Here is a 26042-nt window from a genome sequence, read left to right as displayed (position 1 = left end):
CTTTTGATGTTTAAGTAAGCATGGAGGTCACGGTCTAAATGAAGGCTACAATCCGAGACAAATGAATACGCTATCAGAAAGTGGGAGCTTGTCCAGAAGCCTATGACCACATTTGCTACAGGTTTTGCTAGTATAGACAACTTCTTCCGCTTTGCTACACAACATACTGAAAAATCCCGACCATGCCACATCGTGAATGCTTTTGGAAAGGCAGTGATTGTGCGCCATTCAATTGATAGCCAAGTCCGCAACAAAAATCTTGTCGTTCAGGAATACGCCGTTTGGCTTCGTAGTAATTGGCAGTACGTTTTTCGTCTTCCCACGCCTTTTTACGAAAGTCCAAAGTAGCGTTGTAAAACCAGCGACATTCTTCAAGGCTTGCCTCAAGAATACGAGTGGTTCGTTTGTTGGGAAATATCCTGTACATAAAAGCTTTTCTCATAAGAACAGTTATACTACAGCATTAAGTAAACGTAAAGAGGCTACCTAAAGCCTCGCTACACGAGAAAGAAGTGACATTTGTTATAGCTTCTCTCCGACAGGTGCAGCAGGTTATTGCCCTAAAAACGTTTCTTGCAACCGTCATAGGTTGGAGAGACATTTTCCTGCTCCAGTTATTTTAGCAAAGAATGTCCTTTTTAGTTCGCCAAAGGTATCATCCCTGAAGAAATCGACAAAATGGTTATTTACAAATCTATAGGTCTGAGTTAACATGTCTTTATAACCAACAATTGAGAATACAGCCTATCAGAAACTACTACGCTGGAAACTTGTTGCCAACCTGTGCAATCAACCTGAAGAAGTAACTGGAGGTTAGCATATTTTATGTCTATGCTTAGCAACTATCATAACATCAGAAATTTTGACTCTCGCCTTAGAAATGTTGAAAGATTAATTCCTGAACCCAATACTATTCAGGAAACTGAGATTTCCCAGCGTATAATCGGCGATTTAGTTATTAAATTAATCTACCAAATTACCATCATTTCTGCTCAGAAAATGGCAGAAGTAATTAAGTTGCCCTACTTTGGTGTAGTTGAACCTGTTATAAACCAGTTGCGGAAAGCAGAAATTATTGACATCGGCGGTAGCGAAGGGCTTGGAGAGTCAGCTTACCAATATGTGCTAACCCCCAAGGGAGTGCAACGTGCGCTCGAAGTCATCAACCATTCTTCCTATGTAGGACCTGCCCCCGTCTCGCTGGAACAATATCGCAAGATAATCAAGGCGCAAACCTTTGGTGATATTCATGTAGGACCGCAACAAGTGCGTGAAGCGCTTATTGATATGGTGGTAGGTAACGATATCGTGGATTCTATCGGACCTGCCATTAACACCGGTCGTAGCATGTTCTTATATGGTCCGGCGGGAAACGGCAAAACGCTCCTAAGTGAGCATATCGCGCGTTTACTGGGCGGCGATGTCTATATTCCTTATGCTATAGAGGCTGACGGATTTGTTATCAAAGTGTATGATCAGAACTTGCACGTAATTTCCGCAGACCAGCGCAATAGCCACGATAGCTCAAGCCTAGAAAAAAAACTTGACGCCCGCTGGGTTTTATGCAAAAGACCTGTTATCGTAGTCGGCGGTGAGTTGTCGTTGGGTAGCCTCGACTTGATTTGGGACGATGCCTCCAAATACTATGAAGCTCCCTTCCAATTAAAATCCAATAACGGGATGTTCCTAATTGATGACTTTGGTCGCCAGCAAATGCGCCCCCGTGACCTCCTAAACCGCTGGATTGTGCCGTTGGAAAAGCGCATGGACTTTTTAACCCTGCGTACTGGTAAGAAAATCGAAGTGCCTTTCGATGAACTGATTGTATTTTCAACCAACCTTGCCCCGCGAGACCTAGTAGATGAAGCGTTCTTGCGCCGTATCCAAAATAAAATCGAAGTACGCAATCCTACCTATGAAGAATATCGCGAAATTTTGCGCCGCCAATGCGAGGAACTAAAGGTCGGTTTCACGGATGAAGGGGCAGTTTATTTGCTGAAAGAACACTACGTAAAAGCCCGGCGCGAATTGAGAAACTGTCACCCCCGCGACCTGTTAAAGCAAATTTTGGGTATTTCTTCTTATCTTGGGGCGCCCCCTACACTGACAAAAGACTTAATTGACCAAGCGGTTGCGAGTTATTTTGTTGAACTATAAGGCTTACGGCTGCCGGTATTAGATAAAATCGTAAGGGAGTTTTAATTTATGCTTTTGAAAAGAGTTGGGGGTCCTACCCCGGAAGGTCGTCCCGGAGAATCAGTTCCATTACCGCCTAACCCCCCACAGGCTATGCCTCCTTCAGGCACGCCCGCACAAGGAACCCCACCACCCCCGCCCTTCGCCGGCAATATGATGAATAATCCAACAATACCGGGTGCAACTTCGGTAGCACCGCCACCGACTTCCAGTAGTATGATACCGGGAATGGGCATGGCTGCCATTGTGGTAGATCGTGAAAGATTGCGCGACTTCCGAAACCAGATTGTAAACCGTATTCAATCAAGCATCGGCACAAACACTGTGCTGAACCGTGATGATAAAACCACGCGCGAGTTGGCTACAAAATTCAAGCTGGTTTATGATCAGCTTCAGCTTAATCTATCGCAAGAACAGCAGAAAATCCTCTTTGACGAAGTATTGGCAGAAATGGTCGGCTTTGGACCACTTGAGCAATTGCTAGGTGACGAGTCAGTCACAGAAATTATGGTGAACGGACCAAAGTTGATTTACATCGAACAACGCGGGCGGTTGTTGGAAAGCAATATCACTTTCGAAAATGATGAGCATGTGATGCGGATTATCAATCGCATTATTGCTCCTCTGGGGCGACGTATTGACCGCAAATCTCCGATGGTAGATGCGCGTTTGCCCGATGGAAGCCGCGTCAATGCAGTAATCCCACCCTGCTCTATTGACGGTCCAAGTATCACGATCCGAAAATTCAACAAAAAGCCTCTGACCATCGAAAACCTGATCAATTTTGGTTCTGTAACTGCGGATATGGCAAAGTTTTTTGAAGCTTGTGTTAAAGCGCATTTGAACATTGTGGTATCAGGCGGTACAGGTTCCGGTAAAACTACCTTACTTAACGTACTTAGTAGCTTTATTCCCGAAACCGAACGCATCGTAACGATTGAAGATGCCGCAGAATTGCAATTAATGCAACGTCACGTTGTACGGCTAGAAACCAAAAAGCCGGAAGTGGACGGAAGTTCTGAAGTTACCATTCGTGACCTAGTGCGTAACTCTTTGCGTATGCGCCCTGACCGTATTGTAGTAGGAGAGTGCCGCGGCGGGGAAGCCCTCGACATGCTCCAAGCAATGAATACCGGTCACGATGGCTCACTAACCACCCTCCATGCCAATACACCTCGCGATGCCACCCGGCGCGTTGAAACTATGTGCTTGATGGCAGGTATGGATTTGCCGCTCAAGGTTATTCGCGAACAGATGGCAAGCGCAATACACCTGATAATCCAGCAATCCCGTTTGCGCGATGGAACCCGTAGAGTCACCGCTGTTACCGAAATTCAAGGTATGGAAGGCGAAAATATTGTATTGCAGGACATCTTTATGTGGGAAGAAGAAGGAGACGATGGTAATGGCAAGGTAGCAGGAAGTTTGAAACCAACAGGCTTGCGACCAAAGTTTGAACCAAAGTTAAGTCTTATTGGATACAAATTGCCCCCCTCCATGTTCGGAGGCAAGCTTCCGGGCAGCGACAGAAACCAGAAAAAATAGCCGTTTCCAGAAAATAAATTGCCCCTATCTATTGCTAGAAAGGGGCATTTTTATGGGTACAACTACACATAACAAATATTTTACCTTACCCGAAAGCCCCGACTTTTTGATACGATACGCAGTTTAACCCACACCAACCGATGAAGCCTTTTCGATACGCAACCGCACAGTGTAGTGGTGTTTTTCACCGCCTCCCAGAAATTCAGCCTGTTTCAAGCCTTCTACCGCTCCATAATAGCGGGTTCCAAGTCGCACCAAATCATTCCAGCCTTGTGAATAATCCTCGATAATTGTTGCCATACCCTTGACCGATACAAAGCGTCCACCATTAGGAATACTGGCAGCACAGCGAGGGTCTCGCTTTAGGTTTCTGATTTTAAGGCTATCTGCTTCCAAGCTGAAAAGCAATTCATCGCCCTCCAGTTCAAACCAAACAGTGCTGAGTTGGGGAGTACCATCTTTATTGATAGTTGCCAGCACACAATAATGGGGGTAAGCAAGATAAGCGCGATAATTATCCGTTAGTACCGTCATTTTTTATCTGCCTTTATGATTGTTTTCTACAGTAGCGGGTATATAACCAAATATGGCTATAAATTTATGCTTGCTGGAATAATTTGTCAATGGCAAATTTGCTGACGTGCAGATTTAATTTGTATAATACTTACCCGGGTTTGATATAATAGAAAATAGCGGCAGCATAAAAAAGATGAGCAATTAAGAGAAAAGGTTATAAAGTGGCAGACAAACCACGCGGTTTATTGCGCGGCGCAAAGTTCAACGGCAAGCATAGCACCGTAATTGCACCAGCTTTTTCGGTTATTGAACTTTTACGCAACGATAGCCGGGTTACTAAAATCGTTATCGGGGTCATCAAACCGCGCAAGGGAAACGGTATCGGGTTAAAAGCCACCACTATTGACGCAGGTTTGCGGATTATGGTTTCCGGACCATCCAGCGTCCAGCAGTTCTACGCCTATACCGCCGAACCGGACGGAGTCACCGCTGCGCTTGAGCAATTGATGAGTGAGCGATAACTTTAGGATGGTTAGAGGCTTTCCGCTATTTTCTTCAAAGCAAGGTCATCCTCTGCTATCCCAACTTCGGCAGCAGCCTGAGCTACCTCTTCCAACAAAAAACGAGTTGTTAGAGCATCATCGAGCGCTTCTTTTATAATGGGCTGAATAACAGGCGCAAAACTCAAAAGCGGTGGCAGCTTTTCCTCAAAAGCTATGGGAGATTCCGGCGCAATTTCCGGTTCTCGCCCTAGCATCCGGCACAAGAACAGATAATAATCGTGCGCCGCATCTGAAAGACGCGCCTGTAACGCCACATGACGGCGGGCATTAAAGCCCAGTTGGGCAGCAAGGTCAGGACGACGCGCTAACAAGCGTAGGTATTCCAGCAGCAATTCTTCTTCGGCTTCGTCCACATCCACCTTTACGCAAGTGTCATCCGGCAATTCTTCAAATGCGCCCGTGCGTGACACCAAAACCGGACGACTCGCCCCCATTATTCGCAAAAGGCTGGCAGAAGTTTCCCCGGCAGTAGGGTAACGCATATTAATACATACATCCGCTGCCGCCAGATAATCGGCATATTTCTCACCACTGGCGTAGCCCGTCAACTCCACTTTGCCCTGCAAACCTAACGCCGTTACCATCCCCATCACATTGTAGTTGGGGGAAGGACTACCGACCAGCACAAAACGCGATTGGGGATACTCCCGACTGAAAGCGCGAAAAGCCCAGAGAGCGCTATCCAACCGCTTATAGGGATTCAGATGTCCCAAAGAAGTTAGAATAAACTCGTCTTGTGACAAACCAAGCCGTTCTCGCGCTACTTTCTTCTCCACCAACGGGGGCAATGGAACTCCCATCCGCGCAACACCTATGAGCTTTTCAGGGAATCTAGCTTTAATAAGCCCCTGTGCGTAAGAACTATGCACCAACACCGCTTGCGCCGCTTCTATCGCTGGTTCACATAGGGGGTAACGAAACAGAGATTCGGGCAAGCGTCCCTTGATTACCTCACGGGCGGTAGCCTCGCCTTCAGTCCCGTAGTGTCTGCTCATCTCACGAATGTATTCTTGCGCCTTACCGTTGTTCAGGTATTGACCTATTAGGAAATGATGCAGCACGTAATCATGCAGCACCAACACGCCCTTTTTGCCGTATGCAAGCAAGTTGCGATATATATAGGCATGCGCCGCGCTGTTGCCCATATGAAACAGATACGTATCATAATTACCCGCTTGAGCGCGAAACTTTGAAGCGGGATATGTCTTGAATTGTTGCAGCAATGCCTTGTTTGAAGGGTGCAGGTTTTCGTCAAGGTACAGATCAATATCGGCGTAACGAGCGAGATAGGGTAAAAGTTCCTCGCTGTAATCGCTTATGCCGGATTGCACCGGGTTTACCGGGCTAAAATACGCCAGTTTGAGTTTCGCGCTCAATTCAAATCCCTCTCTCGCCTTATTCCACTTCTATCTTAACACCACATTTAGTTGACAGATGATTCAGCGCAGCGCGAGATTCAAAAGCCTGTGCTGCCCCCAACACCCCGCCGCTTTTGCCCGGAAACTCACCAGAAAGAATTTGGGTAGCGGAATAAGCAATAATCTGAGCAGTTAGCCCATACATATCCACTCCACTCAAGGCTACCCGGCACGCCCCTTTGCGTCCCACTACCTCTGTCACTACTGACCAACGACTTGCACCACGTTGCTGTAAATTTGGTCCGCCTTTTCTGACAAATGGGCGGGCAACAACCCGAATTAACTCACCAATAAAGGGCAGTAGTGGGAAAGTTAGCCGCGATAGCCAGTAAGTACCGCTTCCTACCGCCATATAGGTTTTTACATTGTTACACTTGATATGACGAGGTAAGGTCAAGTTTTCGCCAAAAGGCGCAATAAGGGCGCGGCGTACTCCGAGCGGTTCTGGAAAGCAAAAACGCCGCCCTTCTGAAGCAATTAGCTTTACCTGAGTCTGGTAATCTTGCCAAGCCAAACCCGGTTTGCGTAGTGCTTCCAGCAGCGAAAGCGTAGAGCCGCTACTAATGCCCCGCCCCTTCATTGCCACCGCGTTTGCCACTGAAATTGTATCCAGCGGTTCAAGTCCATTTGCCGCCAAGGCTGCCGCCCAATTGCCCAGCGCATACTCCACCCCGCAACCGGGAATTATCGCCACCTGTTTTTCCTGAGCTAGAGCATGGTAACGATTAATCACCCGCGCCATATACTCTTGCTCGCCTGTTATATCGAGATAATGCACCCCCGCTTTAAGTGCGGCTTTAACTACCGCTTCTCCATACAGCGTGAAAGGACCAACACAATTAACCAACAAAGTAGGATGATTCTCAAAAATGGCGGCAAGCGATTCGGGCTGTAGCGGGTTGGCAACGACAATTTCGCAATTCTCAAGACCCGGTAAGCGGCGCATGGCTTCCAGCCTTGCCCGGTCGCGCCCTGCCAATATTACGTCAACCCCGCTTTGAGCCAGTACAGGCGCAGTAATGCTACCCGTGTACCCGCTTGCCCCGAAAAGCACTACCCTGTTTCCTGACATTTAAACCCTCGCCGATGAAATCCAACCGCTAATCAAACGGGCGAAAAATTCCGGTTTATCATATTTTTCCAATTCAAAAACGGGCAACCCTTTTTCTTCTAGCGTCGCATTAGCCGCCAATATTGCCGTAGCGACAGCCCGTTCCAGAAACAGGGCAGGCAAGGGATTCCGCACCCAATCGCCGCAACAGCTTAAACCGGGGAAAGGAGTCCGCACGCCCATATGGTGAGCCAGTGAACCGATTCCAAAAAGAGTGTGAGAAGGAGGGTTGCGTTGGAGAGTGACATGTATGATTTTATCCTTCAACTTCGGAAATATCCGCTCTACCGCTTCCCGCGCCTGAGCAATAATCGTCGCATCATCCAGAGCAAGAGTCTCCTGACTGTAAATATGAGTTTCCAAAGCGCTACCACCCGTTGCAGTATGCCATTCTTTGAACGAATTCAGAATACGGTGCAACCAGAAAAAGTTATCTAATATAAAATTGCCGCTGATAATACCCGCCTCGGCAGTACGCTTGCGGGGCGATTCAGAAAACCAGAAGCGCAAGACTCCCGTATGGCGACCTTCGGGCCATTTCATATCAGCAGTAATCACGGCAGTGGTTGGGCTATTTTTAAAGATACGGCTAGCAGCAGGCGCATCGGTAGCCACTATTACATGCGCTGCTTCAATCTTTTCTCCACTTTCTAGAAATACTACCCACCCTTTCTCACCCACACGTTCAAGCCGTTCTACCCTTGCGCCCTTACGAATCTCAGCGCCAGCCCGGACAATTTTTTCTGCCATCGGCGCAATCAACGCGGTTTCCGGGTCAGTGGGCAAATAGTGGAAACGCTGACTGTCTCGCCGCAACAGCGAATAAAAGCGTAAGAAAGCAATAAAACCCGCTGCCGGAACCTGATCAAGATGTGCCGATAATCCGCTACGCGCCAAAGTTGCCAAAAAAGCAGTCATGCGCGGGGGCCAGCCTTTGCACAAATCCGCAACGGTTTTACCTTCTAAGCTTACACCTTCAACCAACGGGTCAATCGCAGTAGCAGTCAGCAAAGTACCTAGCACGACCGGGATTTTGAAAATATCGCTGAAGGTAAGCATCCGCACGAAAGGAGGATAAAACGACAAGGCGCCGTAATGGAAAGGCGCGGGCCAAAGTATAGTGCGGCGCACGCCTCGCCCCATTTCACAGCGTAGAATTTTACCATTCGGCTCACCGTGAACCCATTGTTGGCGGTCTGCAAAAACCAGTTCCGGCATAAAACCGTGCCGAGCAGCCATCGCTTTGAGATTCTTGTATTGCCACCATAAGCCATGAATCCCATGTTCGGCGGGAAAGCTCCAGAGCCGCCCATCGGCAGAAGTAAGCTCAACTGCCGGTTTTGTACTCCAACGACCGCCTAAAAAAGCAGTTTCAGCGTCCAGCACGAGCGGCAACAATCCCCGCTCGGTCAGATGTAAAGCGGCAGTCAGCCCTGCCACACCACCTCCGATTATCACACAGGCGCGAGGTTCAGATTGCATTTTATATTCCTTCTGAAATTAACTCATGTAAGCGAGAGAGACACCGGCGATACTTTTTAGCGTACCCTTTATCACGATATTCCGGCAAAAATAGGTCAGGCAGCGTACAATTCACCGAAGCCGCCAGTTTTACCCGCTGGTCGTACAGTTTGTCAATGAAATGAACGAACCTAAGCGCGTCTATCTGTTCGTGGAAAGGCGCAAGCCCTTCGATAAATACTACTTCCAGTGGCGCAAGCAAGCGTGAGTAGCGAATGGGGTGATGCGCTGCCAAATGCTTTAGCAGTTCATCAAAGGTGGTGTATAACTTTGCGCCTTTAAGCGACTTATATTGTTCGTAAGCGTTGCCCAGAGCAGAGGAATCAGGCTCATATATACCTTCCGAAAGGACATTCTCACCGTAAGCGCGATGGCGATAATCCTCGCCCTCTAACCTAATCGACTCGAAACTTTGAGCAATAATGCCGATTTCACGCTTGAAATCATCCGCATTAAAACGCCCTTGCCCTAATTCGCTGGGTAATGTATTTGAGGTTGTCAGTATGTGAGTGTTACCGCCCTCCATCACACCGCGTATGAAGGTTTTAGCAAGCATAGTATTTCCCACATCATCCAGTTCAAACTCATCCACACAAATGAGACGATATGGTTTGAAAGCTTCTATAGCCGGTGCCATCCCTTTAGCGCCAATCGCATAAGCTAGTTCTTGAAAGGAAAGATATGCTTTGGGGGTAGGCGCTCCCAAATAGGCAGAAGCTAGAAGATGGGTTTTGCCTACCCCATAACCGCCATCAAGGTAAAGCCCTTTCATAGCAATCAGCGTTTTCTTCTTTAAAAATCTAAAAAGACCGCCACGCTCTCCGCCCTCTGTTTGTATCCTGCTCACATATTCACGCAACTTTTGCAAAGCAATTGCCTGAGAAGGCTGTTTCGGGTCAGGGTGATAGCTTTCAAACGAAACATGGGAAAAACGGGGAGTAGGCACAAAACCCCTGACCACCTCTTCAATACTAACTTCACAGTCAATCTGGTCAAAGGTCAAGGTACGGACGGGCAATTCAAGCCCTTCTTGTGATTTTTGCAACGATGTATCCACGTGTTGAGTGTAGCCGATTAATCAATAAGCTGTCAATAATAGTTGTATTGAGAAAAAGCGGAATTATCTTTGTATTTATTTTATGAAAAATAAAGCGATCCCTTGTGGGGACCGCTGCTTGGTTTGCGTTAAAAGAGAATGTATCAACGCACCTATCCGAATTGACGTTAGTAGCGTCTAGGATAAGAGGTCAATACAAAGATATGTCCATTGAAAAGTGATTCTGAGTTTCGGTTTATGTTTCGAGTTGCCCGGTTACACGCGAGCGACCTTTCTTACAAAACCATAGTTATTTAACTCAAAATCGGCGCTACTGATTTCCGCGGTTCTGGCGATAGCGCAGGAACGGCGGAATATCCAAATCATCGTTGGCAGCAGGGCGATAAGGATACGGCTCAGCCGGCGCAGTAGGCTGATAGCTAGGCTTGCCGGAAGGCTGCTGCATCGGTGGGTTGTTGTAGTGTGGAACCTGCACCGGGCGCAATTGCGGCTTGCGTACCGCATCAAAGCCTGTTGCAATCACCGTCAGCTTCACTTCACTGCCCATTCGCGAGTCAATCACCGCACCGACTATAATATTTGCGTCAGGGTCAGCCGCTTGCTGAATAATCTCCGCCGCTTCGTAAACTTCGAGAATACCCAAATCATCGCCACCCGTAATATTGAACAGCACCCCACGCGCCCCTTCAATTGATAGCTCCAGCAAGGGGCTTTCAATTGCCTGTTTGGCGGCATCAATACAGCGATTATCGCCCGTACCATGTCCAATTGCCATCAAAGCAGACCCGGCATCGGTCATAATGCTCTTAACATCGGCAAAGTCGAGGTTGATTAAGCCCGGAACGGTGATTAGGTCGGAGATACCTTGAATACCTTGCCGCAACACATCATCCGCAATTTTGAAGGCTTCTACAATGCTGGTCTTCTTATCGGCTACCTGCAACAGCCTATCGTTAGGTATGGTAATCAAGGTGTCAACATGCTCTTTAAAGCGGGCAATGCCCTCTTCGGCAGAAGCTTTGCGGCGATTACCTTCAAAACTAAACGGCTTGGTTACTACGCCCACGGTAAGAGCGCCGATTTCCTTAGCAATCTGAGCAATAATAGGGGAAGCTCCGGTGCCTGTTCCGCCGCCCATACCGCTAGTAATAAATATCATGTCCGCGCCCTTTAGCGCTTCATATAATTCCTCGCTGCTTTCTTCAGCAGCCTTAGCCCCGATTACCGGATTGCCGCCTGCGCCAAGCCCTTTGGTAACTTTATCGCCAATCCGAATACGGGTAGGGGCTTTGCTGTAGAGCAGAGCTTGAGCATCGGTATTCACTACGTAAAACTCAATACCGGTAAGACCATTTTCAATCATACGGTTCACCGCATTGGAACCGCCTCCACCTACGCCCACAACCTTTATTTGCGCGAAACTTTCTAAATCCACGCTATTTATCAACTGCTGATCATGCATCCTTTTTGATGTCATTAGGGTTATCTCCTTTTAACGCAACCCGCTTGTTGCCGGTTTCTCTCTCCCCATTACTGCGCTATCTCCGACTGATAAACCCAGTCTGGAACTCAATACCCGGCGATATGTCCCGATTAACTACTATTGTGATGGCAAAAAATTTCGCAACCAGCCGGAAAATTTCCTGCCGACACCACCGCCACCACTGCTGGCGCGGCGTGGTTCTTGCAAAATAGCTTCGCCATTCATTTTCTTAAGACCCCACAAAACCAGTCCCACTCCGGCGCTGTAGGTTGGATTATTCAAGGCATCTCCACCCATTCCACTCATTCCACGCGGCACACCCACACGAACGGGCATTCGCAATATATGCGCCGCCGCATCAGTAATACCTGCCAAACTAGCAGAACCTCCCGTAAGCACAATGCCTGCGGGAATCATCGCATCGTAACCGCTTTTCTTAATCTCACCCTGCACCATCTCAAAAAGCTGACGAGCGCGAGCATAAATCACCTCATTCAAAGTTTTTCTGGAAACGCGCTGCTTACTACCAATCTCGAAGGCTTCCACTTCTATCATTTCATCCGGCTGTTCTTCAATTTTAGGATTCTCATCCACTTTACGCAATTTCCAATTATCGTGTCCGTAATAACCGCCGTAATAACCCTTCATAGAGCCTATTACCGAAGCATCGCCATATTTAGTTTTCAGCCGTTCAGCCGTTTCAAGCGGAGTACGCAATACAATAGCAATGTCGTTGGTAATATGATTACCGCCGATTGGTAATACCGCCGTATGCCAGATAGTGCCATCAATATATATCGCAATATCCGTAGTGCCACTGCCGATGTCCACCAGCACCACACCCAAACGCTTCTCCGCCTCTCCTAGCACCGCTTCGCTGGCTGCCAGCGATTCGAGTACCAGTTCTTCTACTTCGATACCTACGCGCTGCACCGCTTTGTATAGGTTATTCAAGATGCTGACCGCGCCAGTAACAATATGTGTCTCTACTTCAAGACGGTAGCCACTCATACCGATTGGGTCACGCACCCCATCCTGCCCATCAATTACGTAGGTGCGAGGTATGACATGCAAAACTTCACGCTGAGGAGGTATTGCTACTGCACGAGCAGAATCCATTACTCTTGCTACATCCTCATGCCCTATCTCGCGATTCAGCTTGCTCACTGCAACCACGCCCCGACTATTAATGCTGCTTATATGGCTACCCGTTACCCCAACATTAGCCGAGCCAACCTTAATTCCGGCTAATCTTTCAGCCTTTTCCACCGAACTGGCAATGCTTTGCGAGGTTTCTTCGATATTTACCACTACTCCTTTAGCCAGCCCTTTACTAGGACTTACTCCGTAGCCGGTAATATCAATATGACCATCTTTAGTCACCTGCCCGATAATGCAGCTGATTTTAGAAGTGCCAATGTCTATTCCTACCAAAGGTTTTTCACGGTTAACAGCCATATGTTTACTCCACCAAATCGGCGCTGAGATACTTTAATCCACTATCGCATATACCAACATTACAAGAAGGACACCCGGAATATTACTAAAGAACATCAGCTTATAACCGGTTTATCGGTAAAGCGTAAATCTGCCAACGTCCATTTCAAATCGGTTCGAGCCTGCAAAGCCTTCAGCAAATTGACTTTCTTATCCAGTTCCGCGTCTGTTCCAAAAAGCGCTTTCCATGTCCCGGCTTTGCCATTTCCTACCACTATCAAGCCGGTTGTAGGCGAATAATCCAACGAGGCGATTTTTATCCCCTCCGTTTGCAATCTTTCAAGAATTGGAGCCGCGCTTGATACCGCTACCCCCTCCACCTTTTCGCCTATCTTCTTCTGAGTAGTATCCAGACTGTTTATAACAGGCAAACTGGAGGCATCACTTCTTGGTTGCGCGGAAGATTCAAGAATGACCCCATCAGGGTCAACCATATAGTAAATCCCACCAATTTTCCATACAGCCCCGGTTTTGCGTTCTATCACCTCAACGCGCAATTCGTTGGGTAATGCCTTTGTCACTTTAACATCAAGAATATAGGGCTTCTGGCGCAATTTAGCGGCTATATCATCTTCTTTTAGCAAGAAATAATTCTGCTGATTCGCCCCCGTAGTATCTATGACAGCCTGTACATCAAGATACTTGCTGCCGGTAACTTTAATATTAGTCATCTTGAAATTCGAGGCGGTCAAAATCCAGTAAACCAGACCAAGCGCAAAAACTAGACCAATCAATAATGGTATCCTGCCGCTCTTGAAATCGGCTTTGAGCGTATCGCTAAAACGGCGCGAACCGCGTATTCCGGTTGAGACGGTACTCCCCAGCTTAACCCGCTCAGGCTTCTTCTTTTTATTGCGGGTTGGTTTTACATCCTCAAAGACAGGACGCTCGATACGTACTTGTGGGCGCGTATAGCGTGAAGAAGTATAGGAAGGCTCCTCACTATTGTCACGCGGTACTCTGCTTCTGTATCTCGATCCTCTTGAACTCATAATTTACCTAACCGGGTTTAACCTCATTGCGATTTTTATCCGCGTGGCGTTCTATCGCCAACTCTACCAGACGGTCAACCAATTGCGGAAAACTCAAGCCGCTTGCTTCCCACATCATCGGGTACATACTCAGCGAGGTAAAACCGGGAATAGTATTAACCTCATTGAGAAAAAGCTGTCCGCTATCCTTATCCTGAAAGAAATCCACTCTAGTCATACCGGCACAATCCAGCGTCAGATATGCTTTTATTGCCAGAGTACGGATACGTTCGCTCAATTCTTCCGGAATTTGCGCCGGAATAAAAAACTGCATGCCCTGACTATCAATATACTTGGCTTTATAGTCATAAAATTCAGCGCTATGTGCCAATTCGCCTACCACCGAAGCCAACGGCACATCGTTACCCAGTACCGCTACCTCCAGTTCGCGGGGGCGCACCCCTTTTTCAACCATAATCTTGCGGTCGTAGCGAGCAGCGTTATCTATTGCGTTCGTCAATTCGCTTTTATTAGTAGCTCTACCTATACCAACGCTACTACCCATATTTACAGGCTTTATAAAACAGGGATAGCCGATTTTTTCTTCAAGTTCCTCCAAAAGAGAGGCTTTCTTTTCAGGGTTATCCCATTCGCGCCGCTTGAACGCTACATAATCAATGACGGGAATCCCGGCAGAGCGGAACAATTCGCGCTGCGCCACTTTATCCATCCCAACCGCTGAAGCCAGCACCCCCGGTCCCACGTAAGGCACATTCGCCATTTCAAGCAAGCCCTGTAAAGTGCCATCTTCCCCATAAGGACCATGCAAAACAGGAATCACCACGTCCAAACCGCCAGATAAAGCCTTACCGAAAGACACAGACAATCCTGTAGTGGTTTGCTCAATTGTTGCCAAGCCGTTTACGGTAGGGTCGCCCACGATTGTAACGGGCAACGCTCCGGCAGTGGCTTCCGCCATTAAACGAGCAGGATTTACCTCACGCGCCCCTCTTTCGCCCAGATAAAGCCAGTTACCTTCAAGAGTAATGCCAATCAGGGTAATATCATATTTTTCAGGGTCGAGAGCCGCCGCAACAGATTTGGCAGAATTGAGCGAAACTTCATGCTCTGCGCTCCTACCGCCGAATATTAGACCGACTCTGATTTTGTGTTTTTCTTCGCTCATGTTATTAATTTAAAGGCGTGTCCCAATCGCCCAATATCTCCAATTCCAGTTCTAGTTCTGCGCCAAACTTCTCTTTAACCAGTTTTTGCGCCAGCCTTATCAACGCCATTACATCGGAAGCCTGCGCCCCACCCAGATTGACGATGAAATTCGCGTGGCGTGGCGAGATTTGCGCCTTCCCGATAATCTTACCCTTGAGTCCGACTTCCTCAATCATTTTGCCAGAAGACGGGAAAGGAGCAGGCGGGTTCTTGAAAACACTTCCCGCACTTGGCTCTTGCGGCTGTTTTTCGCGCCGCCAGTTCGTCATTTCATCAATTATTTCTTTGAGACTGCTTGAATCGCCTTTACGTAATTCAAACTCCGCCCATAGAATCAACTCGTTGCCCGGTTCGCCTATTGCCGCTTTATCCATACCCACATGTTCGCGCCAGCGGGTATGACGGTATGACATTCCCAATTCTTCATGGGCAAACAATTTACGCTCACCCTGCCTAGTGGCAACCTCTACGCGCCTCAGCGCTTTTGAAAGGTCGCTGCCATGCGCTCCGGCGTTGCTGACAATACCGCCACCTACACTGCCCGGAATTGTAGCGGCAAACTCAAAACCCGCCCAACCCTCTTTCGCCACGCGCCGCGCTACATTACCCAGTAATGCGCCGCTCCCGGCTTTTAGTACAGCGGTTTCGTCCGGTTGTGGGTTAATAGTAATTTCCGCCATTCGGTTCTCAACCACCATCCCGCGCCAGCCTAGGTCGCTTATCAGCACATTACTGCCGTTTCCCAGCACCAGCAACGGAACACTCAGTTCCCAGCAAGTCCGCAACACCGCCAGCATATCATCTTCACGGGTGATTCGAGCGAAGAAGTCCGCCGCGCCACCGATTCGATAAGAGGTATGTTTGGCAAGTAGCTCTCCCAATACCAGTTTCTTACCTAACACTCGCTCTAGAGCCAGTTTTGCGCCTTGAAAATCAAAGCTCATAACAGCCCGTCTGCAACCTTCCAGACATCCCCCGCCCCAAGCGTCAACAGCACATCTCCCGGCTGGAGAATTTCTTTCAAAGCGGCATGTGCATTCAGATGTGTAAGAACTTGCTCCAACTTACCGGGATGTTGCATACGACTTAAAATGTCCACGCTGGAAACACCCAGATTATCGGTTTCCCTAGAAGGGAAAATTTCCATCAAAGCCACGCGGTCTGCCAGTGAAAATGCGCCGGCAAACTCTTCAAGCAACGCTTTGGTGCGGCTGTAGGTGTGTGGCTGGAAAAGAGCTACCAACCGCCTACCGCTATAACGCTGACGAGCAGAGGCTAGTGTTGCCGCAATTTCGGTTGGGTGGTGAGCGTAATCATCCACCACTACCACCCCGTTTTTCTCACCCTTTACCTCAAAGCGGCGGGCAGTACCCTGAAGCTCCGAAATCAGTTCACAAAATTTAGTGGGCGGCACATGTGGCGCAACGGTTATGCACATCGCCAACGCGCCCACTGCATTTCGCACATTGTGCAAACCGGACAATGCCAGAGAAACCCGCGCCTGCATCTGTTTGCCTTGCCATAGCGTAAAATCATTTCCACCCAACGAATTAGGCTCAACATTGGCAGCACGCCAGTCCGCCATTCCATCCAGTCCGTAAAAATAGACCCCTGAACCGCGTTCCTTGAGGAATTGCTCACCCAGCAAACGAGCATTAGGTTCATCGGCACAAAAGAACAAACGCCGCGCTTGCGTGGCAAATTTATGATAAGCCGCCTTCAGGTTCTCAAAATCGCCGTAATAATCTAAATGGTCAGCCTCAATATTGGTTACAAGAGCAGCATCAGGGTGATACTCAAGAAAACGACGGGCATATTCGTCCGCTTCTACCACCGAAAATTCGCCTTTACCCACTCCACCGGAACGTCCCAAATCCCTTGAAACGCCTCCAATGTAAAAAGTTGGCTCTAACCCGGCTCTGGACATTAACCCGGCAACTAGGTTAGTAGTAGTAGTTTTGCCATGTGTACCAGCAATAGCAAGGCAACGTTTGGAGTTAACCACTATGGCTACCATTTGTGCATTTGTTAAAGTGCGAATACCGCGTGCTTGCGCTTCCACCAGTTCAGGGTTATTGTCATTGGAAGCCGCCGTTATTACCAGCAAGGTGGCATCTTGCAGATTAGAAGGGTCATGACCTTCATATACCGTAACGCCACGCTGCCGCAGTTTTTCACCGCTCACACCCGGTTTCAGATCGCTTCCTGAGATTTTACAACCCATATCCAGCAACATTTCCGCCAACGGGTACTGACCTGCGCCTGCTATGCCAAGCAAAAAAACATGGCTGGTATCGAGTTTATCTAATCCCAACAAAGTTATCATTTCCTCAAAAATACGTTTATCCCAATCAGCAGTATCATAGTAGCCCCTGCAAGCCCTAGAAATAGTTTTACAAAATCAATGCCGCCTTCTTTGTTGGTGGGCGGGTTAGAAAACACCACAAAGATTAGATAAAATAGCAAAAACCCTCCCATTATAAGCGGCAGATATTCCAACCAAGCAAGAAGTGGGAAGCGTTCGCCCGTTTCCTTAAGCTTAATCTCGCCTCCGCCAAGCTGAGGAGCGCCGTTACCGCCAATCTGGGGTACGGCTATTTTTACGTTATCAAGAAAAGTTAGCCGTAAATCCTTACCCAGAATTTTAGTGATATTGCTGTATATGTAAGTTAAAAAGAACAAACCGTTGAAAAACCCTACCACCGCCCCCAGCAAACTTTTTTCGCTAGGTGGTCGTAAAATATTAGGTTTTCCCGGAACCGGCACAGGTCTTTTACGCCCATACAGATAGGAGAAGCCGACCAACAAAAGGAACAATACGGTTTGCAAACCCGTTTTGAAATTGTTGTCGAGCTTGGCTTGAAAAGCGCCCGTACCTTTTGCTACTGCATTTACCCTATCACTGATAAATTGTGCAATAACATTTACTATCCCTATTAAAATGTCCAGTACACCCGGCACGATGAAAGCGGTCACCACTAGGGCGAAGCTCCACACGAATTCACGGGAGGAACCACGTGCATAGCCTCGAACTGTAAAGACCCCGATCAAAACCGTTACAATTAACCATAAAAAGCTTACGGTCATCTTAATTGGGACCCTAAGACCCTAGTCGTCAGCGCTGTTATTGCGCCGCGCCAGATTATTGTAAACTTTAGCCCAATCACGCCGGGGCTTATGCAACTTTACGCCCCCTATTTGCGGCTTATCAGACTGGGATTCAAAATCCAAAAAGGATTTACGGGCTATCGTTGGCAAATTTTGCTTTTGCTCCAACCGTTGGTTATCACGGCGTTCTTGCTCCGCAGCTTTCTGTCTTGCCATTTCTGTCTCAAGTTGTTCGCGCCAAGCTATTTCGGCTTTTTCCTGAGCAGTACGGGCTTCCCAAGCTTTCCGCGCTGTTTCAAGGTCTTGATTTTCTTGCTCAGAAATTACCGTTTGCTGCAATTTTTGTTGCGCTTCGCGTCTTTCTCTCGCTGCCGCGCGTTGCTCACGCAACAAATCTCGTTGTTTGCGCTCAAGCTCTCGCTGCAAAGCCATTTCAAGAATATGAGGGTTATCCACCTGTTGCTTAGAAACATTCAACAAAAGCCCGATTGCAGTCATCGAGATAGCCAACGATGACCCGCCATAACTGATAAAGGGCAACGGTATGCCCGTAAACGGTACAAGGTTAGATACCACCGCAATATTTAAAAATGCCTGAAAAACAATGTAACTAGTTATACCTAACGCTACTAGTCGTCCGAAGCCATCCGGCGCATGCACAGCAATACTATAACCTCGCCACGCCAACGCTACGAACAGTATTACTACCGTCCCGGCACCAACCAAACCCAATTCTTCACCCAACACCACGAAGATACTATCTGTAAATTGGGTAGGCAGCCAATAAAACTTGCTGCGACCTGCTCCAAGACCTACACCAAATATGCCACCTGAGCCTAAACCCATCAACGCCTTCGTAGTGTGGGAGGTAATATCTGCGAGTGGGTCGAGATAGTCTTTAATTCGTTCTAGTCGCCAAGGTGAAGTAATTGTTATCAGGTATATAATGCCAGCTATAACGACCCCAGCAAAACTACCACCGATAATCAGGTGCAGCAGGTTTGCACCCGCTACAAAAAACATTGCCAAACCAATGAAGCCGATTACTAGTGAAGTACCCCAATCGGGTTCGACTGCGACTAGCCCAATTATTATCCCAATAGAAATGACAAAAGGAAATAGCCCATACCAGAACGTGCGAACCTTGTCGCCTTTGCTGCTCAACCAATGTGCGGCATAGATAATCAATATTAGCTTGGCAAACTCGCTAGGCTGGAATTGAATCGTAGAGCCATCCCCAAGCGGGGTTATCCAACGCTTTGCGCCATAAGTAGTCGGGGCAAAATATTCCGGTAATGCCAATACCATCAGCAATAGAAACACCACACCGAACATGGCGGCTACACTGTACTTGCGCCAGAAATGGTAATCTATTTTTGCTGCTACAATAAGACCAACCAAACCTACCGCAACCCATGTAAGATGCTTGAACAATATTGCGGCAGAGTTGTAATCCGGTCCAGTATTTACAGCTTGTACAAAGCTGGCGCTATAAATAATTACTGTCCCACAAGTTACAATAACCGCTACAAACGCCAACAACCAGTAGTCTGGTCTGCCGCCGGTCAGGGATTTGACCAAAGCTCTATTTTGATTTGGTTTGGTTATATCAGTTGTAATCATTGGTTTTAAAGTCTTCTTACAATTTCGCGAAATCGCTCTCCACGTTCGAACTCATGTATAAAAAGCCCAAAACTGGCGCAACCAGGAGATAACAACACCAATCCACCCTCTTTTGCCAGTTCTCCTGACAGCGTAACTGCCGCAGGAAAATCATCAAATGGTCCATATAAAAGCTTTTCTGATAAACCTGCCTGAGCCAACGCTTCTTGCAAGAGTGGAGTCGCGCTCCCCTTAAGCAACACTATCGCTCTAACCCGGTTTTGTGGATTGGCAATCGCAGTAGCCATACCTTCAAATTGAAGGTTTTTATCCGCACCCCCAGCTATCAATACAATGTCGCTGTTTTCGCTATGCCGCATCGCCTCCAAAGCTGCCAATACCCCCGCCGGAGAAGTGCTGGTGGTATCGTTAATAAAACGAACACCGTGGATTTCTCTTACAAACTCTAGCCTATCCGGTACGCCTTTGAAATTCTCAATACCGCGCCGGATTGCCGCAACAGGCACGCCCACCGCTTTTGCCAGCGCAGTTGCCGTAAGAGCATTCATCAGATTATGTGCGCCGGGTAGTTTCAAGGCATTACTTGAACAGATTTCTTCTTCGTTACCGTCCCAATCTCGCCAGATAATTACCTCATCTCTTAGAAATGTTCCAGCTTTATCTTCAGGCAAAGGGTTAAAAGCGAACCAACCTACCTTACCGGGCGCATCTTCGGCAAAAGTGCGAACCATCGCATCATTCAGATTGAGAAATACGACACCTTCTTTAGCCTGATTCCGATAAATCCAGCGCTTGGAGTTAGCGTAATCTGCCATATCACGATAGCGGTTCAGGTGATCGGGCGATAAATTGGTTACCGCTGCATATGAAGGACTAATACCCTTCTCTCCAAACCCTTCCAATTGCCAACACGAAATTTCCAGAGCCACCGGAGTATCTTCTCCGATTTCATCCAGTTTATTGAGCGCGGAAACTCGCAAGTTACCCGCCACCACTGTATCGCTACGCCATTCCTTCATAATTGTGCCAAGCAATAGAGTGCTAGTGGTTTTACCTCTTGTACCGGTCACACCTATAATTTTGTGTGAGCGACATAGTTTGTAAAAGAGCGTAAGTTCCATCTCAATTTGGGCACCGGCTTCTCGCGCTATCTTCAAATAGGAAGATTCGAGGGGAACTGCCGGATTTCTTATAACCAATTCGGCGTTGCGAAAGTCTTCTTCGCGGTGTTCACCGAATACATACTTTATGGGCAGTCCCTCTAACCTTTCGAGAGTTGGTTGCAACACTTCAAGGCTACGCAAATCGGTAACGGTAACTTCAGCGCCTTGTGCCACCAAAAACTTCGTGACCCCTAGCCCTCCATCGTGTAATCCTAAGCCCATTACCAGCGCTTTTTTGCCTTTAAGTTCCATTTTCACAATAGCGCCAACGCTACCCCTATCATCCCCATTACCAAGCCAAACAGCCAAAACCGCATCGTTACCTGAGTTTCAGACCAACCGCTTTTTTCAAAGTGGTGGTGTAAGGGAGCCATTTTGAACAAGCGTTTTCCGTTTGTCCATTTGAAATAAGCGACCTGCAAAACTACCGATGCCATTTCTAAGAGGAAAATCCCACCTATCAAAGGCAACAATAGCCATTGGTTAGTCTGGAAAGCTAGAATCGCCAATAGCGCTCCCAGCGTCAACGAACCCGTATCACCCATAAAGACCTGCGCCGGATGAGCGTTGTACCATAGAAAGCCCAGACAAGCCCCCGCTGCGGTGAAGCCAAGCAATACTACCTGTGGCTGCTCCTGCAAGAACCCGATAATTGCGTAAGCCACAAAAGCGGTTGCGCTGGTGCTGCCTGCAAGGGTATCAAGCCCATCGGTAAGGTTAACTGCATTTGCCATTCCGGCTATCACGATGGTTGCAATCGGTACATACACCCAACCCAGCGATAGCGGTTCGCGCACGAAGGGGATATATACCTTTTGCAATTCCAACGGACCAAATAGGATTAATGCCGCTACCAAAGACATAAACAGCAGCCAAGCCAGTTTAAACCGAGCGGTTAAGCCACGCCTTGCCAACCATTCTCGCTTACGGCGTTGCCAGCGAGTTTCGCCCACTACGGGTTCGTTACTTTCCTCACGCCCGACCAAACTGAGCATGTCATCAATTGCGCCGAGTATTCCGCAAGCAATCAACATCCCGATTGGGAGTAACACCGAAAGCCTACCGGTAGGTAGCAGGTTGAAAATTACCGTAACAACTAAAATCGAGCCGATTATCATTAACCCGCCCATGGTTGGCGTTCCGCTCTTTACCATGTGCGACTCAGGTCCTTCTAACCGAATACGCTTGCCAATTTTTTTAGCTTTGAGCCACACCAGCAAAGGCTTGCCAATTGCCCATGAAACTAGAAATGCCAGCGCACTCAACAATAAGCCTATAATCATTACAGGGGTTTCAAGCCCCTTACCCGGATTACTTTGCCCTACTATCACCTCATACTGCTGCATACCGAGAAACCAACCAACCTGCGAACTCCAATCATTAACCATATTCATGAATGACCTTCTAACAATCCGGCTATCACCTCTTCAAGGGCTATCCCACGTGAGGCTTTTACCAGCAAATAGTCGTTTTGTTGTAATAGGTCCCGTAACATTTGAGTAGCTTCGCGTTTGGTTTCTGCGAAAATAACCTGTGCTTTATCCAACCCACTTTTTAACGCTTCTTCAGCGGTAAAGCGAGAGAACTCACCTATTAGCGCCAGTGTATCCACTACTTGAGCGGCACGCTTGCCTACAAGACGATGCGCCTCCTCGGTGTAATAGCCCAGTTCGAGCATATCACCCAACAGCGCAATCTTGCGCCCTTGAGTTCGTATATCTGACAGTAAATCAAGAGCTGCTATTGTAGAAACAGCACTGGCGTTGTAACAATCATCAATTATGATTGAACCGTTCGGACCAGGTTTCACCAACAATCGTATTTGGGCATTGGTGTCTTTCAAACCTTGTTCAATTTCATCCCAATTTAGCCCACACAACAGCCCGATTGCAGTAGCCGCCAAGGCAGTGTACACATTATGGCGACCCGGAAATGGTAACTGTAAAAAACGTTTTGAACCTTTGTAGTTAGCAGTAAAAGCAATACCTTCTAAACCATTGGTTTGAATTTCACTCGCCCATAGGTCGAATGAAGGGTCAAACCCGTAGTAGAAAACCTGAGCCTGAGTTTGACTTGCCATTGCCCTCACAAGAGGGTCATCTCCGTTCAGAACCGCCCAACCGTCCAGCGGTAGGCTTTGCACCAACTCTGCTTTGTTTTTGGCAAGGTTTTCGAGGCTACCCATTCGCCCAACATGACTATGGCTAACACCCAATTCAACCCCAATATGGGGCTTTGCAACGGCACAAACGCGAGTTAATTCGCCAAATTCCCAGCCACAACCCATTTCAATAACCGCTTGCTGATATTCCTCTTGCAATTCCAGTAGTACCGGCATCAAACTGTATTCATTGTTATAGCTTTTTGGCGATTTAAATACGCGGTATCGCTGGTTAAGCACAGCTACAGCCAATTCTTTGGCGCTAGTTTTACCAACGCTGCCGGTGATTCCAACTACGTTAAGCTTGGAATATTGCGCCCGCCATTCAGCAGTTAGGTGCTGGAAAGATTTGAGCGTATCTGCTACCGCTACGACAGGCACTGCTGGCAAATTCTCCTGAGCATCCAACCAATTACTCCGTACCAGTAAAGTAGAAGCCCCTGCTGTAATAGCAGCATCAATATAATTATGACCATCGGTGTTTTCACCGGATAACGCTACAAATAGCGCTCCGGGAACTACCTGTCGGCTATCGTAAACAACTTTAGAATAAGCCAAATTTTCGCTTGTTAAAGTGCTTGTATCAGGATAGTTGGCGATAAAATAAGTGTCAGATAGATTCCCGCCCAATTGATTCAACCCCGGTACTGGCATATATAGTTTGCCGCCCGTAGCTCGTACCAAATCAAGCAATGTGAGTAGCTTTTTCATTTATTAATTCAGCATCCTCATAAACAACGAAGAGGTTCAAATGAACCTGTTTGTGAATAGTAAAAGGCTTGCCGATTTTAACAGATAAGCTACGACCGTGCAATCTTGGGATAAATCGCTTCTATGGGATTTGTCATCCAATTATTACCCGGATTCAAGCTCTAGTCAATCCCTTTTTCATGACTTTGGTACTACTTTTAACAAATAATCTTTAAATCCGGTAAAATACCGGGATAAAATGTATCCCGCCCTATTACGGGCGGGTGGTTGTCGGGAGAAGGAGCAGAAACTGGTTAAGGTTTCTGGTTGGCGGTTGTTATTGGTTCAGTCGGTGGTATGTTGTAATAATGCAACAAAAATTCAACAATATTTTGAACCGCCGGCGCCGCCGTATTGGAACCAAAAGTATTGATATTGTCCAGCCGCACCAATACTAGAAATTGCGGATTGTCTGCCGGTGCATATGCAACGGTAGAGCCGATGTACATATCAGGGCTATAACCGCCAGTGGGTAACGCAATCTGGGCAGTGCCGGTTTTGCCAGCGATTCGATAGCCTTTAACATCAACAAGGCGCGTTTCGCCACCTGTAACCGCTTGAACCAGCACTCCAGTGGTAGAGCGAGAGCTTTCAGGCGATATTACCTGTCTTATTACTTGCGGTTTTTTCTCTTCGATTACCTTGCCATCTCTAGATATTTTGGAAACCACATAGGGTTTAACCAAATTGCCGCCATTAGCAACTGCTGAAACAGCCGTTACCAGTTGTATAGGTGTTACCGCTACCGCTTGCCCAAAGGAATTCATATCGAAATCGAGCATTGTCCAGCTTTTATTTTCTGGCCAGCGAACAATGCCATCAACCTCGCCGGAAAGGTCAATCCCTGTAGCAACGCCAACTCCAAAATTATGCAAGTAATTATAATATTTTGTTGGACCAAATTTCTCCGCTATCCACATTGCGCCAACATTGCTGGAATGTTGGATGGTTTTTATAACAGTTTGATTGTCGTATCCAACCCTGTTGTAATTACAAACTGTATAACCGTATTTAATCACGCAACCCGGCAAGGTTCCGGCATTTGTTTCAGGAGTCACTGCCCCGGTATCAATACCGATAGCGGTGGTAAATATCTTGAAAGTGCTGCCGGGTTCGTAAACATCACTAACATTCGGGTCACGAAAACGGGCTGTATCAGTCTTATTGAAATTGTTTGGGTCAAAGTCCGGGTAACTAACCCACGCTAGAATTGCGCCCGTTTGCGGGTTCATCACAATTGCGCTTGCAGCTGTCGCTTTCCAACGGAACATAGCCGCCAGAGTTTCATGCTCTACCTTGCTCTGGATGGCGCTATCAATAGTCAGAGTCAGGTCAGCACCTTCAACAGGCGGGCTTATCTGTTGCACACCCAATGCAATCGGATTCTTATCAGCATCGCGTTCTGCTAGGATTGTACCCGGCTGCCCGCTCAAATCCTTATTATAGTAACCCTCAACCCCATAAGCCCCTTCCATCTTAAAGTTAGTAAAACCCAATATATGCGCCAGTAACGTACCATTAGGATAGACTCTGCGCGGTTTTGCTTCCAGGTAGATACCAGCCAACTTTGCAGAGCGAATTTGCTCGGCGATATTAGCATCTACTTCAGAATCAATCATATTCCATTTATTTGTGCCTTCTTTATTAAGTACCAGAGCTGACCTTATCTTATCTCTAGGTACATCCGGCAATAGTTTCTGTAATTGATCCAGATTCTGAGTGAGCTTTACTCCGCTAACTTCAAGCGGCATGCCCCACACTATATAAACAGCCGAGTTTCCCGCCAATAACATACCGTTGGTATCATAAATCAAGCCACGCTTTGCCAAAATGTCGCTGGTTTGAAGATGCAATTCCTTAGCCATACTCGAAGTTGTGGAGGATTGCACCACCTGCCAGCGATAAAGATTAATTACCAGAGCAAAAGCCATCAGCATCACTATCCCAGCGACAATCCGCGTGCGAATATAGGGAGAAAGACCCCCCTTCTTCCTGCGTACCGGAAGAGACTTCCTTTTAGTCTCCGGCTCCGGTGAGGGCAATTCCTGCACCTCAAGGGTTGGAGACTGGAAGTCAAATCTCAGTGGTGTGCGATTACGGTAGCGAAGCTTATCACTCACGGCACTATCTCC

21 protein-coding genes are annotated in these 26042 nt (G+C 47.6%); 3 read left to right on the top strand and 18 right to left on the bottom strand.

Annotated features, from left to right (window positions below; all coding sequences use genetic code 11):
• Positions 1 to 154: 154 nt before the first annotated feature.
• The gene (locus WCK19_RS02835; protein ID WP_342395838.1) at positions 155 to 442 is read right to left on the bottom strand and encodes a helix-turn-helix domain-containing protein; all 288 of its coding nucleotides are present in this window, start codon (positions 440 to 442) and stop codon (positions 155 to 157) included.
• 383 nt (positions 443 to 825) lie between these two features.
• Between WCK19_RS02835 and WCK19_RS02830 the strand changes: the two genes are divergently transcribed.
• Positions 826 to 2157, top strand: coding sequence for a hypothetical protein (locus tag WCK19_RS02830; RefSeq protein WP_342395837.1), 1332 nt, complete (start codon positions 826 to 828; stop codon positions 2155 to 2157).
• Between the two features lie 48 nt (positions 2158 to 2205).
• Positions 2206 to 3741: a CpaF family protein gene (locus tag WCK19_RS02825; RefSeq protein ID WP_342395836.1), complete on the top strand. Its 1536-nt coding sequence runs from the start codon at positions 2206 to 2208 to the stop codon at positions 3739 to 3741.
• A 123-nt stretch (positions 3742 to 3864) separates the two neighbouring features.
• On the opposite strand, the gene WCK19_RS02820 is transcribed toward WCK19_RS02825, so the two are convergent.
• Entirely contained in the window at positions 3865 to 4275 is a 411-nt protein-coding gene (locus WCK19_RS02820) for a PPOX class F420-dependent oxidoreductase (protein WP_342395835.1), read from the bottom strand.
• 203 nt (positions 4276 to 4478) lie between these two features.
• On the opposite strand from WCK19_RS02820, the gene WCK19_RS02815 reads away from it, so the two are divergent.
• Positions 4479 to 4778, top strand: coding sequence for a DUF2103 domain-containing protein (locus tag WCK19_RS02815; RefSeq protein ID WP_342395834.1), 300 nt, complete (start codon positions 4479 to 4481; stop codon positions 4776 to 4778).
• Between the two features lie 11 nt (positions 4779 to 4789).
• Here WCK19_RS02815 and WCK19_RS02810 read toward each other — a convergent pair whose 3' ends face one another.
• The 16 genes from WCK19_RS02810 to WCK19_RS02735 form a co-directional block, all read right to left on the bottom strand.
• Complete coding sequence (locus WCK19_RS02810) at positions 4790 to 6196, bottom strand: glycosyltransferase family 4 protein (protein WP_342395833.1); 1407 nt, start codon at positions 6194 to 6196, stop codon at positions 4790 to 4792.
• A 19-nt stretch (positions 6197 to 6215) separates the two neighbouring features.
• The gene (locus WCK19_RS02805) at positions 6216 to 7310 is read right to left on the bottom strand and encodes a saccharopine dehydrogenase NADP-binding domain-containing protein (RefSeq protein ID WP_342395832.1); all 1095 of its coding nucleotides are present in this window, start codon (positions 7308 to 7310) and stop codon (positions 6216 to 6218) included.
• A complete protein-coding gene (locus WCK19_RS02800) occupies positions 7311 to 8831 on the bottom strand; it encodes an FAD-dependent oxidoreductase (RefSeq protein WP_342395831.1) in 1521 nt (506 codons plus the stop codon).
• A 1-nt stretch (position 8832) separates the two neighbouring features.
• Complete coding sequence (gene zapE, locus WCK19_RS02795; protein WP_342395830.1) at positions 8833 to 9915, bottom strand: cell division protein ZapE; 1083 nt, start codon at positions 9913 to 9915, stop codon at positions 8833 to 8835.
• A 322-nt stretch (positions 9916 to 10237) separates the two neighbouring features.
• The gene (gene ftsZ / locus WCK19_RS02790) at positions 10238 to 11404 is read right to left on the bottom strand and encodes a cell division protein FtsZ (protein ID WP_342395829.1); all 1167 of its coding nucleotides are present in this window, start codon (positions 11402 to 11404) and stop codon (positions 10238 to 10240) included.
• A 123-nt stretch (positions 11405 to 11527) separates the two neighbouring features.
• Positions 11528 to 12868 carry a cell division protein FtsA gene (ftsA, locus tag WCK19_RS02785; protein WP_342395828.1) on the bottom strand — a complete coding sequence of 447 codons (1341 nt, stop codon included), beginning with the start codon at positions 12866 to 12868 and terminating at the stop codon, positions 11528 to 11530.
• 95 nt (positions 12869 to 12963) lie between these two features.
• Positions 12964 to 13899, bottom strand: a complete 936-nt coding sequence (locus WCK19_RS02780; RefSeq protein WP_342395827.1) for an FtsQ-type POTRA domain-containing protein — start codon at positions 13897 to 13899, stop codon at positions 12964 to 12966.
• 7 nt (positions 13900 to 13906) lie between these two features.
• A complete protein-coding gene (locus WCK19_RS02775; protein ID WP_342395826.1) occupies positions 13907 to 15064 on the bottom strand; it encodes a D-alanine--D-alanine ligase family protein in 1158 nt (385 codons plus the stop codon).
• Between the two features lie 4 nt (positions 15065 to 15068).
• On the bottom strand, positions 15069 to 16049 hold the full coding sequence (gene murB / locus WCK19_RS02770; protein WP_342395825.1) for a UDP-N-acetylmuramate dehydrogenase: 981 nt from the start codon (positions 16047 to 16049) through the stop codon (positions 15069 to 15071).
• Entirely contained in the window at positions 16046 to 17419 is a 1374-nt protein-coding gene (gene murC, locus WCK19_RS02765) for a UDP-N-acetylmuramate--L-alanine ligase (RefSeq protein ID WP_342395824.1), read from the bottom strand. The genes murB and murC overlap by 4 nt, the downstream gene beginning before the upstream one ends.
• A gap of 8 nt (positions 17420 to 17427) precedes the next feature.
• Positions 17428 to 18192 (bottom strand): hypothetical protein, encoded by a 765-nt coding sequence (locus WCK19_RS02760; RefSeq protein ID WP_342395823.1) that lies wholly within the window; start codon positions 18190 to 18192, stop codon positions 17428 to 17430.
• 21 nt (positions 18193 to 18213) lie between these two features.
• The gene (locus tag WCK19_RS02755; RefSeq protein WP_342395822.1) at positions 18214 to 19836 is read right to left on the bottom strand and encodes an FtsW/RodA/SpoVE family cell cycle protein; all 1623 of its coding nucleotides are present in this window, start codon (positions 19834 to 19836) and stop codon (positions 18214 to 18216) included.
• Between the two features lie 5 nt (positions 19837 to 19841).
• Positions 19842 to 21308, bottom strand: a complete 1467-nt coding sequence (murD, locus tag WCK19_RS02750) for a UDP-N-acetylmuramoyl-L-alanine--D-glutamate ligase (RefSeq protein ID WP_342395821.1) — start codon at positions 21306 to 21308, stop codon at positions 19842 to 19844.
• Complete coding sequence (gene mraY / locus WCK19_RS02745; RefSeq protein WP_342395820.1) at positions 21254 to 22393, bottom strand: phospho-N-acetylmuramoyl-pentapeptide-transferase; 1140 nt, start codon at positions 22391 to 22393, stop codon at positions 21254 to 21256. The genes murD and mraY overlap by 55 nt, the downstream gene beginning before the upstream one ends.
• Positions 22390 to 23871, bottom strand: a complete 1482-nt coding sequence (gene murF, locus WCK19_RS02740) for a UDP-N-acetylmuramoyl-tripeptide--D-alanyl-D-alanine ligase (protein WP_342395819.1) — start codon at positions 23869 to 23871, stop codon at positions 22390 to 22392. The genes mraY and murF overlap by 4 nt, the downstream gene beginning before the upstream one ends.
• 293 nt (positions 23872 to 24164) lie before the next feature.
• Positions 24165 to 26030, bottom strand: coding sequence for a penicillin-binding protein 2 (locus WCK19_RS02735; RefSeq protein WP_342395818.1), 1866 nt, complete (start codon positions 26028 to 26030; stop codon positions 24165 to 24167).
• Positions 26031 to 26042: the final 12 nt, after the last annotated feature.

The sequence above is a fragment of the Candidatus Chlorohelix sp. genome (genome assembly GCF_037138995.1).
Taxonomy (GTDB): domain Bacteria; phylum Chloroflexota; class Chloroflexia; order Chloroheliales; family Chloroheliaceae; genus Chlorohelix.
This window is presented reverse-complemented; position numbering and strand designations above follow the sequence as displayed.

What these genes read in the sequence shown, in the direction of transcription:
- WCK19_RS02835 (WP_342395838.1), bottom strand. Translation starts at nt 442, where the DNA reads ATGAGAAAAGCTTTTATGTACAGGATATTTCCCAACAAACGAACCACT.
- WCK19_RS02830 (WP_342395837.1), top strand. Translation starts at nt 826, where the DNA reads ATGTCTATGCTTAGCAACTATCATAACATCAGAAATTTTGACTCTCGC.
- WCK19_RS02825 (WP_342395836.1), top strand. Translation starts at nt 2,206, where the DNA reads ATGCTTTTGAAAAGAGTTGGGGGTCCTACCCCGGAAGGTCGTCCCGGA.
- WCK19_RS02820 (WP_342395835.1), bottom strand. Translation starts at nt 4,275, where the DNA reads ATGACGGTACTAACGGATAATTATCGCGCTTATCTTGCTTACCCCCAT.
- WCK19_RS02805 (WP_342395832.1), bottom strand. Translation starts at nt 7,310, where the DNA reads ATGTCAGGAAACAGGGTAGTGCTTTTCGGGGCAAGCGGGTACACGGGT.
- WCK19_RS02800 (WP_342395831.1), bottom strand. Translation starts at nt 8,831, where the DNA reads ATGCAATCTGAACCTCGCGCCTGTGTGATAATCGGAGGTGGTGTGGCA.
- ftsZ (WP_342395829.1), bottom strand. Translation starts at nt 11,404, where the DNA reads ATGACATCAAAAAGGATGCATGATCAGCAGTTGATAAATAGCGTGGAT.
- ftsA (WP_342395828.1), bottom strand. Translation starts at nt 12,868, where the DNA reads ATGGCTGTTAACCGTGAAAAACCTTTGGTAGGAATAGACATTGGCACT.
- WCK19_RS02780 (WP_342395827.1), bottom strand. Translation starts at nt 13,899, where the DNA reads ATGAGTTCAAGAGGATCGAGATACAGAAGCAGAGTACCGCGTGACAAT.
- WCK19_RS02775 (WP_342395826.1), bottom strand. Translation starts at nt 15,064, where the DNA reads ATGAGCGAAGAAAAACACAAAATCAGAGTCGGTCTAATATTCGGCGGT.
- murB (WP_342395825.1), bottom strand. Translation starts at nt 16,049, where the DNA reads ATGAGCTTTGATTTTCAAGGCGCAAAACTGGCTCTAGAGCGAGTGTTA.
- WCK19_RS02760 (WP_342395823.1), bottom strand. Translation starts at nt 18,192, where the DNA reads ATGACCGTAAGCTTTTTATGGTTAATTGTAACGGTTTTGATCGGGGTC.
- WCK19_RS02755 (WP_342395822.1), bottom strand. Translation starts at nt 19,836, where the DNA reads ATGATTACAACTGATATAACCAAACCAAATCAAAATAGAGCTTTGGTC.
- mraY (WP_342395820.1), bottom strand. Translation starts at nt 22,393, where the DNA reads ATGAATATGGTTAATGATTGGAGTTCGCAGGTTGGTTGGTTTCTCGGT.
- murF (WP_342395819.1), bottom strand. Translation starts at nt 23,871, where the DNA reads ATGAAAAAGCTACTCACATTGCTTGATTTGGTACGAGCTACGGGCGGC.